Here is a 12,778-nt window from a genome sequence, read left to right on the forward strand (position 1 = left end):
CCCAAAGATAAGCGTGTCAGACCTTGTGGGAGCCGGCTTACCGGCGAGGGCCGCCCAGCGGCCGCGCATTTACCGCACCAGCCGCAACCCCGCCAGCACCAACGCAAACACCGCGATGCTCGCGGTATACAGCACCAGTGCCGGCCCCCCAAACACCAACGCCAGCACCGCCAGCCACCAGCCGCCCCGCCCCGGCCACAACTGGCAGACCAACGCCAGGCCCAGTGCCGCCCAGGCCATTACCTGAAAGTGGATTGCCAACCCGAGCAATGATCGCGCCTGGCATTGCCAGGTATCCCCTGACGCACTGCACAACCCGACCCACCGGGCATCCTCCATCAACCCATAACGCACGCCATAGCTGGCCGCCAGCCACAGGCCCAGGCACGCCAGCAGGACATAGAGTGGCCACGTACGAGACATCCGGTTCTCCAACAGCGGTAATGGAAACGCTGCATGATCCCCCAGCGCAGTGCTGAAAGGCAAAATCATGGCCTAGCAGCTATGTTGCACAAGACAAACGTTGGCTGGCGCGGCAACATCTGGTGCGACGAACGACAGGGCGACGGGCAACTTTGTACAGTCTGCAGTGGTCCTAGCCTGCGTAATGCACGACCTTGCGTTTTCCTTGGGGGACTACATGCTTCGATCTTTGCGCCTCGCCGCCCTGCTCGGCGGCCTGCTCATGGCTGCGGCCGCCTCGGCGCGGGATGTCGATGCCGCGAGCTACGGTTACCCGTTGACCAACCCGTTCGAGGCGACCATCGCCACCACGCCGCCGGAAAAGCGCCCGACGCTGCCCAGCGACGATGACATCGACCAGGCCGACTACAGCCTCACCCTGCGCCCGGAACGCGAGTTCACCCTGCCCGACAACTTCTGGTCAGTGAAGAAGCTGCGCTACCGCCTGGCCAGGCAAGATCACGAAGCGCCGCTGATCTTCCTGATCGCCGGCACCGGCGCGCCCTACTCCAGCAGCATCAACGAATACCTGAAGAAGCTGTTCTACCAGGCCGGCTACCATGTGGTGCAGCTGTCCTCGCCCACCAGTTGGGACTTCATGAGCGCCGCCTCGCGCTTCGCTACCCCTGGGGTGTCGAGCGAAGATGCCAAGGACTTGTACCGGGTCATGCAGGCGGTGCGCGCCCAGCAGGCACGCCTGCCGGTCAGCGAGTATTACCTGACCGGCTACAGCCTGGGTGCATTGGACGCGGCGTTCGTCAGCAAGCTCGACGAAACCCGCCAAAGCTTCAAGTTCAAGCGTGTGCTGCTGCTCAACCCGCCGGTCAACCTGTACACCTCGATCACCAACCTGGACAAGCTGGTGCAGACCCGGGTCAAGGGCATCGATCGCAGCACCACTTTCTATGAACTGATGCTGGAAAAGCTCACCCGCTACTTCCAGGACAAGGGCTATATCGACCTCAATGATGCGTTGCTCTACGACTTCCAGAAGTCGCGGGAGCACCTGTCCAACGAGCAGATGGCCATGCTCATCGGCACCTCGTTCCGCTTCTCGGCCGCCGACATCGCCTTTACCTCCGACCTGATCAACCGTCGCGGGCTGATCATTCCGCCTAAATTCCCGATCACCGAGGGCAGCAGCCTGGAACCCTTCTTCAAACGGGCCCTGCAGTGCGACTTCGACTGCTACCTGACCGAGCAGGTGATCCCGATGTGGCGCGCGCGCACCGACGGCAACAGCTTGCTGCAACTGATCGACCAGGTGAGCCTTTACGCCTTGGAGGACTATCTGCGTGACAACCCGAAGATCGCCGTGATGCATAACGCCGACGATGTGATTCTCGGCCCAGGCGATATCGGCTTCCTGCGCCGGGTATTCGGCGAACGCCTGACGCTCTACCCCCATGGCGGCCATTGCGGCAACCTCAACTACCGCGTCAACAGCGACGCCATGCTGGAGTTCTTCCGTGGTTAACAGACTGCTGCTCGTCACCGCCCTGCTCGCCAGCGGCTGCGCCCTGGCCGAGGAAGTCGCGCCACGTGCCAGCGTGGTCGAGGCCGACAAGACCGAAACCCTCACCGTGGAATCGGACGGTTTCGTCGACCCGCTGCGCGAACTGAAATTCAATCCCGGCCTGGACCAGCGCGAATTCGAACGCTCGACCCTGGCCGCGCTGAACATCTATGACCCGCTGGAGTCGCTGAATCGGCGCATCTACCACTTCAACTACCGCTTCGACCAATGGGTGTTCCTGCCGGTGGTCGACGGCTACCGCTACATCACCCCCAGCTTCGTGCGCACCGGGGTGAGCAACTTCTTCAACAACCTGGGTGATGTGCCCAACCTTTTCAACAGTGTGCTACAGCTCAAGCCTCAGCGTTCGGCACAGATCACCGCCCGATTGATGTTCAACACCATCATCGGGGTCGGCGGCCTGTGGGACCCGGCGACCAAGATGGGCCTGCCTCGGCAGAGCGAGGACTTCGGCCAGACCCTGGGCTTCTACGGGGTGCCGGACGGACCGTACCTGATGCTGCCGATCTTCGGGCCGTCGAACCTGCGCGACACCACCGGGCTGGTGGTGGATTACGTGGGGGAGAAGGAAATCAACTACCTGAACGTGCCCGACACCGCCAGCGACCACCCGGAGCTGACCGTGCTGCGGGCAGTGGACAAGCGCTACACCACCAACTTCCGCTACGGGCAGACCAACTCGCCGTTCGAGTACGAGAAGCTGCGATACGTGTATACCCAGTCGCGCAAGTTGCAGATCGCCGAATAGTAAGCATGGGGCCGCTACGCGGCCCTTTCGCGGCGGGTCGTCGCCACGACGAGCCAGGGAAAGGCCATTACAGCGGCCCTCATATCCCCAGGAACTGGCACAGCTCCCGCTTCTTGGCCAAGGCATCCTTGCGCCCCAACTCGATCAGTTCGCTGCAATAGCTCGCCTCGAACAGCAGGTAGCTCAACACCCCTGCCCCGCTGGTCTTGGTCGCCCCCGGCCCGCGCAGAAACAGCCTCAGCGCCGCCGGTAGCTCGCGGCGGTGACGGGCGGCAATCTCGTCCAGCGGTTGGCTGGGCGCCACCACCAGCACCTCGATCGACGCCAACCCCAGGCGCCGGGCGTCCAGGTGCGCCGGCAGCAGATGGCTGAGATGGTTGAGCCGCTGCAGCAACTCGATATCGTCCTCGAGGCTGTCGATGAAGGTACTGTTGAGCATATGCCCGCCGATTTGCGCCAGGCTCGGTTGCTGGCCACTGAACACGCGCTGGGTCGGCAAGGGGGGCGACGGTCGCTGGGGGTTGCCGCTGACGCCGACCACCAGTACGCGACTGGCCCCCAGATGCAGCGCCGGGCTGATCGGCGCTGACTGGCGCACGGCGCCATCACCGAAATATTCCTCACCCAGGCGTACTGGCGCGAACAGCAGCGGGATGGCCGAACTGGCCAGCAGATGGTCGATGGTCAACGGCGTGGGTATGCCGATGCGGCGATGTCGTAGCCAGGGTTCGATGGTGTGGCGGCCCTGGTAGAACGTCACCGCCTGGCCGGACTCGTAACCGAACGCGGTCACGGCAATGGCGCGCAACTGATTGGCCGCCAGGGAGTGGGCGATGCCGTCCAGGTCCAGATGCTCGTGCAGCAGACCGCGCAGTGGGCGGCTGTCGAGCAGCGCCACCGGCACCTGGCCGCCAAGGCCCAGCAGGCTGTGGCCGACGAAGCGACTGGCCTGGCGGATCACCCCTGGCCAGTCGCTACGCAACACCAGGTGGCTGCGAAAGTTCTGCCAGAAGGCCGTCAGATGCTGTACCGACTCGGCGAAGCGGGTGGCGCCACTGGCCAGCTTGACCGCGTTGATAGCACCGGCGGAGGTGCCGACGATCACCGGGAAAGGATTGGCGGCGCCCGGCGGCAGCAGCTCGGCGATGCCGGCCAGCACGCCGACCTGGTAGGCGGCGCGGGCACCGCCGCCTGAGAGGATCAGGCCGGTGGTTGAGGTCATGCATCCTTCCTGGAGTCAGTGGTTGCCAGTACCGGCCTTATCACGGGGCAAGCCCGCTCCCTAACGCTTTTTCTTGTCGTACAGCCGTGGTTCGCCTTCAGGCCGCGATTTGAAGCGCCGATGCGCCCAAAGGTACTGCTCCGGGCACTCGCGCAGCACACCCTCGACCCACTGGTTGATGCGCAGGCAATCGTCCTCCTCGGTTTGACCGGGGAAGTCCTCGAGCGGCGGATGCACCACCAGACGATAGCCGCTGCCATCTTCCAGGCGTTTCTGGGTGAATGGAATCACCCGCGCCTTGCCCAGCCGGGCGAACTTGGTGGTGGCGGTGACGGTGGCCGCAGGGATACCGAACAACGGCACGAAGATACTCTGCTTGATGCCGTAGTCCTGGTCCGGCGCGTACCAGATCGCACGGCCCTTGCGCAGCAGCTTGAGCATGCCGCGCACGTCGTCGCGCTCCACCGCCAGCGAGTCGGCGTTGTGGCGCTCGCGACCGCGGCGCTGGATAAAGTCGAACACCGGGTTGCCATGTTCGCGGTACATGCCGTCGATGGTATGCACCTGGCCCAGCAAGGCGGCGCCGATTTCCAGGGTGGTGAAGTGTACGGCCATGAGGATGGCCCCTTCACCTTCACGCTGGGCGGCCTGCAGGTGCTCGATACCTTCGATGTGAGCCAGGCGCGCCAGCCGGGCCTTTGGCCACCACCAGCTCATGGCCATCTCGAAGAAAGCGATGCCAGTGGAAGCGAAATTTTCCTTGAGCAGGCGCTGCCGTTCGTCGCCGGACAGCGCCGGGAAGCAAAGTTCCAGGTTGCGCGCGGCGATGCGTCGGCGCTCACCCGCCAGCCGGTACATCACCGCGCCCAGAGCGCGCCCCAGCGCCAACAAGGCCCGGTACGGCAGCTGGGCGACCAGCCACAGCAGGCCCAGGCCCAGCCACAGGCCCCAGAATCGCGGGTGAAGGAAAGAGGATCGAAAACGCGGGCGTTCCATTGAAGCTTCCGGCAAGACATGAGCCCGGCATTCTACATCGGTTGCGGGCAAACGGTCTTATCGCTATAAGTCAGGGCACTTTTTTCGCAACAAGCCGTCTATGCAGACCATGAGCACCAACCAGACACCCGACAACGCCCCCGTGTTCCAGCTCAAGGGCAGCATGCTTGCCATCACCGTACTGGAACTGGCGCGCAACGACCTCGAGTCCCTCGACCGCCAACTGGCGGCGAAGGTCGCGCAGGCGCCGAACTTCTTCAGCAACACGCCGCTGGTCCTGGCCCTGGACAAGCTGCCCCATGACGAAGGCGCCATCGACCTGCCCGGGCTGATGCGCGTGTGCCGTCACCATGGCCTGCGCACCCTGGCGATCCGCGCCAGCCGCATCGAGGACATCGCCGCCGCCATCGCCATCGACCTGCCGGTGCTGCCGCCGTCCGGGGCCCGCGAACGTCCGCTCGAGCCGGAACCCGAGGTGAAGAAGCCCGAGCCAGTCCCAGCGCCTCCACCTGCGCCGGCCGAACCCGAAGTGCGCCCGACGCGGATCATCACCTCGACGGTGCGCGGCGGCCAGCAGATCTACGCCCAGGGCGGCGACCTGGTGGTGACCGGCTCGGTCAGCCCCGGCGCGGAACTTCTCGCCGATGGCAACATCCATGTGTACGGCGCCATGCGCGGTCGCGCCCTGGCCGGTATCAAGGGCAATACCAAGGCACGCATCTTCTGCTTGCAGATGACTGCGGAAATGGTCTCCATCGCCGGCCAGTACAAAGTGTGCGAAGACCTGCGCCGCGATCCGTTATGGGGTTCGGGGGTGCAGGTCAGCCTGTCCGGCGACGTGTTGAACATCACCCGTCTTTAACGGATACTTGCCGGCATTTTTAGCGCAACTTTTTTCACGTTGCCGTTTTTCGTATTTGCAGGGACCCACGTCCCGTTTATTTAGGGGTGAAACACCTTGGCCAAGATTCTCGTCGTCACTTCCGGCAAGGGGGGTGTGGGCAAGACCACCACCAGCGCCGCCATCGGTACCGGCCTCGCACTGCGCGGGCATAAGACGGTCATCGTCGACTTCGACGTCGGCCTGCGTAACCTCGACCTGATCATGGGCTGCGAACGCCGCGTGGTGTACGACTTCGTCAACGTGGTCAACGGCGAAGCCAACCTGCAGCAGGCCCTGATCAAGGACAAGCGCCTGGAAAACCTGTTCGTGCTGGCCGCCAGCCAGACCCGCGACAAGGACGCCCTGACCAAGGAAGGCGTCGAAAAGGTACTGATGGAGCTCAAGGACCAGTTCGACTTCGTGGTCTGCGACTCGCCGGCCGGTATCGAGAAAGGTGCGCACCTGGCGATGTACTTCGCCGACGAAGCCATCGTCGTGACCAACCCCGAGGTTTCGTCGGTACGTGACTCCGATCGCATGATCGGCCTGCTGTCGAGCAAGTCGCGCCGCGCCGAACAGGGTGAAGACCCGATCAAGGAACACCTGCTGATCACCCGCTACCACCCCGAGCGCGTCGAAAAAGGCGAAATGCTTGGCGTCGAGGACGTCAAGGAAATCCTCTCGGTCGAACTGCTGGGTGTCATCCCCGAATCCCAAGCCGTGCTGAAAGCCTCCAACCAGGGCATCCCGGTCATCCTCGATGACCAGAGCGATGCAGGCCAGGCGTACAGCGACACCGTCGACCGCCTGCTGGGCAAGCCCAAGCCACTGCGGTTCATCGAAGTGCCGAAGCAAGGATTCTTCGCGCGCCTGTTTGGAGGCAAATAAACCATGAACCTTTTTGACTTCTTTCGTGGCAGACAGAAACAGAGCAGCGCGTCGGTAGCGAAAGAGCGTCTACAGATCATCGTGGCGCACGAGCGTGGCCAGCGCAGCACCCCGGACTACCTGCCTGCCTTGCAGAAGGAGCTGGTGGAGGTGATCCGCAAGTACGTCAACATCGGCAACGACGACGTACAGATTGAACTGGAAAACCAGGGCAGCTGCTCGATTCTGGAACTGAACATCACCCTGCCTGATCGCTGATCGCGCAGCTGGGTGTAATCATTGGGGCTGCTTTGCAGTCTATCGCCGGCAAGCCGACTCCCACAGACAACGCGGGACCCTGTGGGAGCCGGCTTGCCGGCGATGGGCCGCAAGGCGGCCCCAGTGCTTTCCGCCATTTCACCGAGACCTAGCAATGCCGCTGTCGAACATCCAGATCCTTCACGAAGACGCCGCCGTCCTGGTGATCAACAAGCCGACCCTGCTGTTGTCGGTGCCGGGTCGCGCCGAGGACAACAAGGACTGCCTGATCACCCGCCTGCAGGAAAACGGCTACCCGGAAGCCCTGATCGTCCACCGCCTGGACTGGGAAACCTCGGGGATCATCCTGCTCGCCCGCGACGCCGACAGCCATCGTGAACTGTCACGCCAGTTCCACGACCGCGAGACCGAAAAGGCCTATACCGCGCTGTGCTGGGGCCAGCCCGCGCTCGACAGCGGCAGCATCGACCTGCCCCTGCGTTACGACCCGCCGACCAAGCCGCGCCACGTGGTCGACCATGAGCAGGGCAAGCATGCCCTGACCTTCTGGCGCATCGTCGAGCGCTGCGGCGATCACTGCCGGGTCGAGCTGACGCCGATCACCGGGCGCTCGCACCAGCTGCGCGTGCACATGATGTCGATCGGCCACCCGCTGCTCGGCGACCGGCTGTACGCCAACCCCGAGGCGCTGGCGGCCCATGAGCGGCTGTGCCTGCATGCCTCGATGCTGAGCTTTACCCATCCGGTGTCCGGCGAACGCCTGAAATTCGAGTGTCCGGCGCCGTTCTGAGACTCGGGCCCGATCGCGGGGCAAGCCCGCTCCAACGCCTCGCGATAGGGCTGACACAATTTTTCGAGCATTTACGCTAAACTCGCGCCACTGCTGTCTGGAGTGACTTATGCGCGATGCCCTGAACGCCGGCCTGATCGAATTCCTCAAGGCCTCCCCGACGCCCTTCCACGCCACCGCCAGCCTCGCGCAACGCCTCGAGGCCGCCGGCTACCAGCGCCTGGACGAACGCGACAGCTGGGCCACCGTGCCTGGCGGCCGCTACTACGTGACCCGTAACGATTCCTCGATCATCGCCATCAAGCTCGGCAAGCATTCGCCGCTGATCGGCGGTATCCGCATGGTCGGCGCCCACACCGACAGCCCATGCCTGCGGGTCAAGCCGCAGCCCGAACTGCAGCGCCAGGGCTTCCTGCAACTGGGCGTCGAAGTCTATGGCGGCGCCCTGCTCGCCCCTTGGTTCGACCGCGACCTGTCGCTGGCCGGCCGGGTCACTTTCCGCCGTGACGGCAAGGTGGAAAGCCAGCTGATCGATTTCAAGCTGCCGATCGCGGTGATCCCCAACCTGGCGATCCACCTCAACCGCACCGCCAACGAAGGCTGGCAGATCAACCCGCAGACCGAACTGCCACCGATCCTGGCGCAGGTCGCCGGCGACGAGCGCGTCGACTTCCGCGCCCTGCTCACCGAGCAGCTAGCCCGCGAACACGACCTCAACGCCGACGTGGTGCTGGATTACGAGCTGAGCTTCTACGACACCCAGGACGCCGCGTTGATCGGCCTGAACGGCGACTTTATCGCCGCCGCCCGCCTGGACAACCTGCTGTCGTGCTACGCCGGCTTGCAGGCGCTGCTGAACGCCGAAGGCGACGAGACCTGCGTACTGGTGTGCAACGACCACGAGGAAGTCGGCTCCTGCTCGGCCTGCGGCGCTGATGGCCCGATGCTCGAGCAGACCCTGCAACGCCTGCTGCCCGATGGCGACGACTATGTGCGCACCATCCAGCGCTCGCTGATGGTCTCGGCCGACAATGCCCACGGCGTGCACCCCAACTACGCCGACAAACACGACGGCAACCACGGCCCCAAGCTCAACGCAGGCCCGGTAATCAAGGTCAACAACAACCAGCGCTACGCCACCAACAGCGAAACCGCCGGGTTCTTCCGCCACCTGTGCATGGCCGAGGAAGTCCCGGTGCAGAGCTTCGTGGTGCGCAGCGACATGGGCTGCGGCTCGACCATCGGCCCGATCACCGCCAGCCACCTGGGCGTGCGCACGGTGGATATCGGCCTGCCGACCTTCGCCATGCACTCGATCCGCGAACTGTGCGGCAGCCATGACCTGGCCCACCTGGTGAAGGTGCTCGGCGCCTTCTACCGCAGCCGCGAACTGCCCTGACGGCCAACCCGCTCCCACGCGGACCTGTGGGAGCGGCTTGCCCCGCGATCGGATCAGCACCTGCCCCCGGTCAATCCGCCTCGCTTGCAAAGCGCTATGCTTGATACATGGCCCCCAAAACAGAAGGATGCTGTCCATGTCATCGCCGTTCCTGTCCCTGTTCGCGCCGGTGTTCCTGTTCCTGATGCTGCTGACCATCGGTTTCAGCCTGCGCGAACGCAATGTCGGCGTGCTGATGATGTGGATCGGCACCCTCGGCATTTTCGGCCTCACCTGCTGGAAGATCCTCGAGAAACTGCCGTCGTAAACCTCTACACTCGGGCAAACGTTTGACCTGAGGTAGATTTCCCGGTGCCAGCCCTCCTGCGTTGCATCACGCTGCTGTTCCTGTTGCTCGTCACGCCAGCGCACGCCGCCGGCCTGCCAGGCCTGCTCGGCTCCAGCACGCCCGCCCAGCCCGAAGCCAGCGAGCCCTTGGGCAAGTCCCTGGACGAGGTGATCAAGAACCTGGAAAACGACCAGCAACGCGCCAAGCTGCTGGCCGACCTGAAAAAGCTGCGCGACGCCACCCGGCAATCGCAACCCACCGTCGAACAGGGGGTGCTCGGCCTGATCGGCGGTGCCCTGCACGACTTCGAGAAACAGTTCAGCGGCGATGCCAGCCCGTTCAAGCGCTGGTCCCTGGAAATCGACCAAGCCCAGGACGAACTGGCCGCACTGGTGGTGCCGGTGCATCAATGGCCGGCGATCCTGTTTGGCTTCGCCGGGGTCATCCTGGTCTGGGGCCTGCTGGCCTATGCCTTCAACTGGATCGGCCACCGTGTGCGCCTGCGTTTCGGCCTGACCGAAGACCTGCCGCAACACCCGCGGACCTGGGACCTGGTGCGCTTTGCCCTGCGCAAGCTGGGGCCCTGGCTGGTGGCGCTGGTGTTCACCGTGTACCTGAGCTTCGCCCTGCCCTCCTCGCTGGGCAAGTCGATGGCCATGGTGCTGGCCTACGCGCTGGTGGTCGGCACCCTGTTCTCGGCCATCTGCGTAATTGCCTTCTCGCTGCTCGACGGCCCGCATCGCCACCGCGCCCTGCATATCCTGCGACACCAGGCGTTCCGCCCGCTGTGGCTGATCGGCAGCTTCGCCGCGTTCGGCGAGGCGATGAGCGACCCACGCCTGACCACCGCGCTGGGCAGCCACCTGGCCCATGCCCTGGCCACCTTGGCCAATGTGGTCGCAGCTCTGTGCACGGGGCTGTTCATCCTGCGCTTCCGCCGCCCGATCGCCCACCTGATCCGCAACCAGCCCCTGTCCCGGCGACTGACCCGGCGCACCCTGAGCGACACCATCGAACTGCTCGGCAGCTTCTGGTACCTCCCGGCGCTGATCCTGGTAGCGATCTCGCTGTTCGCCACCTTCGTCTCCGCCGGCGACACCAGCACCGCCCTGCGCCAGTCGCTGATGTGCACGGTGCTGGTGGTGGTGTGCATGGTGCTCAATGGCCTGGTCCGTCGCCACGCGGCAAAGCCCAGGCGCGCCAACAAGCGCCAGGCGGTCTATACCGAACGCCTGCGCAACTTCGGCTATGTGCTGGTGCACCTGTTCATCTGGCTGCTGTTCATCGAACTGGGCCTGCGCGTCTGGGGCCACTCGATGATCAGTTTCGCCGAGGGTGACGGCCATGAAGTCAGCCTGCGCCTGCTGGGCCTGGCCGGTACGCTGATCGTCGCCTGGCTGGTGTGGATCCTCGCCGACACCGCCGTGCACCATGCCCTGGTGCATTCGCGGCGCGGGCTGGCCAACGCCCGTGCGCAGACCATGATGCCGCTGATCCGCAACGTGATGTTCGTGGTGATCGTCATCATCGCGGTGATCGTCGCCCTGGCCAACATGGGCATGAACGTCACCCCACTGCTGGCCGGTGCCGGTGTCATCGGCCTGGCCATCGGTTTCGGCGCCCAGTCGCTGGTGGCCGACCTGATCACCGGCCTGTTCATCATCATCGAGGACTCCCTGGCCATCGACGACTACGTGGATGTCGGCGGCCACCTGGGCACGGTCGAGGGCCTGACCATCCGCACCGTGCGCCTGCGCGACATCGATGGCATCGTGCACACCATCCCGTTCAGCGAGATCAAGAGCATCAAGAACTACTCGCGCGAATTCGGCTACGCGATCTTCCGCGTGGCCATCCCGCACAGCATGAACATCGACCAGGCCATCACCCTGATCCGCGAGGTCGGGCAGAAACTGCGCAACGACCCGCTGATGCGCCGCAACATCTGGTCGCCGCTGGAGTTGCAGGGGGTAGAGAGCTTCGAGTCGGGCTCGGCGATCCTGCGGGCGCGGTTCAAGACCGCGCCGATCAAGCAGTGGGAGGTGTCGCGGGCGTTCAACCTGGCGTTGAAGCGCCAGCTCGATGAAGCGGGGTTGGATCTGGCGACGCCACGGCTGTCGGTGCAGGTGGTGACGGCTGGCGGAGGGGCAATGGCTCAGAGCAACGTTTCCAGCTAGATCGCATCGCGGGGCAAGTCGCATCGGCGCACCGCGATGTTCACCCTACCCAGCCTCGGCGCGAATGCGGATCGCATCGTGACGCCAGTATTCCAGGTCGCAGTCGATCAGGTGCCCATGCTGGTCGCTGTTGACCCGGGTGATATGCAACCCGGGGCTGCCAGCCGACACCTTCAAGGCAGCCGCCGCCTCGGCCGGCAACGCCGTCGGCAGGATTTCAAAGCACACCTGCCCATAGTGAATGGCGTATTCCCGCGCGTAGATCTCGGTCAGCGACCGCGCCAGGTCCAGCTCGAGGATCCCCGGGAAGTAACGCGGGTTGAGATAGTGCTCGGCATACAGCACCGCTCGCCCATCGATCCGGCGCAAACGGCAGATCCTCACCACGCTGGACAACGCCGGCAGGCGCAGGCGCGCACAGATCGACGCAGAGGCCGGCTGCAGGCGCGCAGACAGTAACTCAGTGCTCGGCACCCGCCCCTGGTCGCGCACCATCGCATGGAAATGGCTGCGCTCGATCAGGTCGTAGGTCAGCCGCTCGGGCGCGACGAACCAGCCACGGCGCTCCTCGCGGTAGATCAGGCCCATGGCCTCGAGCTGCACCAGCGCCTCGCGCAGGGTGATACGCGTGGTGTCGAACACCTCGCTGAGCCTGCGCTCGGCCGGCAGCTTGCCGCCGGGTGCCAGCAGGCCGTGTTCGATCTGCTCCTGCAGCGCATGGCAGATAGCTGTTACCGCGCGCGGTGGCGTCGCTTGCATCAAAGGTTACCTATCTGGACTAGTCCAGCCCCGAAACGGGGCAGTTGGAGCGTAGTGCAAGCCTAGGGACAGCTGATGAACATCCTGTGACACAGGCGCCACAGGGCACTTGCCAGATCTGCCAGATCCGCGCCAGCCCACGCGAATCAAGGCTTTCGATCTGGTCTACGCTGTAGTTCCAGGGCCTTGGGCCTGCCACCCGCCCCCGCCCCTTACATCAAACTGTCACGCAACAGGCCTACCTTGGCGCAAGGTTTGCTGACCTAGACCAAGGGGTCGCAAGCACCGCTTCAGTTCATAACAACGAATGCAAGGCACCCACCAAAGGAGC

At 64.4% G+C, this 12,778-nt stretch carries 13 protein-coding genes; 9 read left to right on the forward strand and 4 right to left on the reverse strand.

The window, feature by feature from the left end:
• Positions 1 to 69: 69 nt before the first annotated feature.
• Entirely contained in the window at positions 70 to 423 is a 354-nt protein-coding gene (locus LU688_RS20760; RefSeq protein WP_094011836.1) for a hypothetical protein, read from the reverse strand.
• 217 nt (positions 424 to 640) lie between these two features.
• On the opposite strand from LU688_RS20760, the gene LU688_RS20765 reads away from it, so the two are divergent.
• Both LU688_RS20765 and LU688_RS20770 read left to right on the forward strand, forming a co-directional pair.
• Entirely contained in the window at positions 641 to 1,939 is a 1,299-nt protein-coding gene (locus tag LU688_RS20765; protein WP_031315201.1) for a serine/threonine protein kinase, read from the forward strand.
• Positions 1,932 to 2,747 carry an MlaA family lipoprotein gene (locus tag LU688_RS20770; protein WP_094011835.1) on the forward strand — a complete coding sequence of 272 codons (816 nt, stop codon included), beginning with the start codon at positions 1,932 to 1,934 and terminating at the stop codon, positions 2,745 to 2,747. The genes LU688_RS20765 and LU688_RS20770 overlap by 8 nt, the downstream gene beginning before the upstream one ends.
• 79 nt (positions 2,748 to 2,826) lie before the next feature.
• Here the strand turns inward: LU688_RS20770 and LU688_RS20775 are convergent, their stop codons facing one another.
• Both LU688_RS20775 and LU688_RS20780 read right to left on the reverse strand, forming a co-directional pair.
• A complete protein-coding gene (locus tag LU688_RS20775) occupies positions 2,827 to 3,969 on the reverse strand; it encodes a patatin-like phospholipase family protein (protein WP_094011834.1) in 1,143 nt (380 codons plus the stop codon).
• Between the two features lie 60 nt (positions 3,970 to 4,029).
• Positions 4,030 to 4,965 (reverse strand): lipid A biosynthesis lauroyl acyltransferase, encoded by a 936-nt coding sequence (locus LU688_RS20780; protein ID WP_094011833.1) that lies wholly within the window; start codon positions 4,963 to 4,965, stop codon positions 4,030 to 4,032.
• A 100-nt stretch (positions 4,966 to 5,065) separates the two neighbouring features.
• Here LU688_RS20780 and minC point away from each other — a divergent pair, with 100 nt between their 5' ends.
• The 7 genes from minC (at position 5,066) to LU688_RS20815 (ending at position 11,688) form a co-directional block, all read left to right on the forward strand.
• On the forward strand, positions 5,066 to 5,827 hold the full coding sequence (gene minC / locus LU688_RS20785) for a septum site-determining protein MinC (RefSeq protein ID WP_038706605.1): 762 nt from the start codon (positions 5,066 to 5,068) through the stop codon (positions 5,825 to 5,827).
• Between the two features lie 96 nt (positions 5,828 to 5,923).
• Positions 5,924 to 6,736, forward strand: a complete 813-nt coding sequence (minD, locus tag LU688_RS20790; RefSeq protein WP_023631119.1) for a septum site-determining protein MinD — start codon at positions 5,924 to 5,926, stop codon at positions 6,734 to 6,736.
• 3 nt (positions 6,737 to 6,739) lie between these two features.
• Positions 6,740 to 6,994: a cell division topological specificity factor MinE gene (minE, locus tag LU688_RS20795; protein ID WP_023631120.1), complete on the forward strand. Its 255-nt coding sequence runs from the start codon at positions 6,740 to 6,742 to the stop codon at positions 6,992 to 6,994.
• A 154-nt stretch (positions 6,995 to 7,148) separates the two neighbouring features.
• A complete protein-coding gene (locus LU688_RS20800) occupies positions 7,149 to 7,784 on the forward strand; it encodes an RluA family pseudouridine synthase (protein ID WP_038706606.1) in 636 nt (211 codons plus the stop codon).
• 109 nt (positions 7,785 to 7,893) lie between these two features.
• Positions 7,894 to 9,183 (forward strand): M18 family aminopeptidase, encoded by a 1,290-nt coding sequence (locus tag LU688_RS20805; protein WP_023631594.1) that lies wholly within the window; start codon positions 7,894 to 7,896, stop codon positions 9,181 to 9,183.
• A 136-nt stretch (positions 9,184 to 9,319) separates the two neighbouring features.
• The gene (locus LU688_RS20810; protein WP_232888249.1) at positions 9,320 to 9,490 is read left to right on the forward strand and encodes a hypothetical protein; all 171 of its coding nucleotides are present in this window, start codon (positions 9,320 to 9,322) and stop codon (positions 9,488 to 9,490) included.
• Positions 9,491 to 9,534: 44 nt separating this feature from the next.
• Positions 9,535 to 11,688 (forward strand): mechanosensitive ion channel family protein, encoded by a 2,154-nt coding sequence (locus LU688_RS20815; RefSeq protein ID WP_094011832.1) that lies wholly within the window; start codon positions 9,535 to 9,537, stop codon positions 11,686 to 11,688.
• A 45-nt stretch (positions 11,689 to 11,733) separates the two neighbouring features.
• On the opposite strand, the gene LU688_RS20820 is transcribed toward LU688_RS20815, so the two are convergent.
• Entirely contained in the window at positions 11,734 to 12,447 is a 714-nt protein-coding gene (locus LU688_RS20820; RefSeq protein ID WP_023631597.1) for a UTRA domain-containing protein, read from the reverse strand.
• Positions 12,448 to 12,778: the final 331 nt, after the last annotated feature.

Origin of the sequence: Pseudomonas soli, from assembly GCF_021283165.2 — a bacterium.
GTDB lineage: Bacteria > Pseudomonadota > Gammaproteobacteria > Pseudomonadales > Pseudomonadaceae > Aquipseudomonas > Aquipseudomonas soli.

Bases quoted from the DNA above. Each gene is read 5' to 3' on its own strand.
- LU688_RS20820 (WP_023631597.1), bottom strand. From the start codon at position 12,447: ATGCAAGCGACGCCACCGCGCGCGGTAACAGCTATCTGCCATGCGCTG.
- LU688_RS20800 (WP_038706606.1), top strand. From the start codon at position 7,149: ATGCCGCTGTCGAACATCCAGATCCTTCACGAAGACGCCGCCGTCCTG.
- LU688_RS20805 (WP_023631594.1), top strand. From the start codon at position 7,894: ATGCGCGATGCCCTGAACGCCGGCCTGATCGAATTCCTCAAGGCCTCC.
- LU688_RS20765 (WP_031315201.1), top strand. From the start codon at position 641: ATGCTTCGATCTTTGCGCCTCGCCGCCCTGCTCGGCGGCCTGCTCATG.
- minE (WP_023631120.1), top strand. From the start codon at position 6,740: ATGAACCTTTTTGACTTCTTTCGTGGCAGACAGAAACAGAGCAGCGCG.
- LU688_RS20760 (WP_094011836.1), bottom strand. From the start codon at position 423: ATGTCTCGTACGTGGCCACTCTATGTCCTGCTGGCGTGCCTGGGCCTG.
- LU688_RS20775 (WP_094011834.1), bottom strand. From the start codon at position 3,969: ATGACCTCAACCACCGGCCTGATCCTCTCAGGCGGCGGTGCCCGCGCC.
- LU688_RS20780 (WP_094011833.1), bottom strand. From the start codon at position 4,965: ATGGAACGCCCGCGTTTTCGATCCTCTTTCCTTCACCCGCGATTCTGG.
- LU688_RS20810 (WP_232888249.1), top strand. From the start codon at position 9,320: ATGTCATCGCCGTTCCTGTCCCTGTTCGCGCCGGTGTTCCTGTTCCTG.
- minC (WP_038706605.1), top strand. From the start codon at position 5,066: ATGCAGACCATGAGCACCAACCAGACACCCGACAACGCCCCCGTGTTC.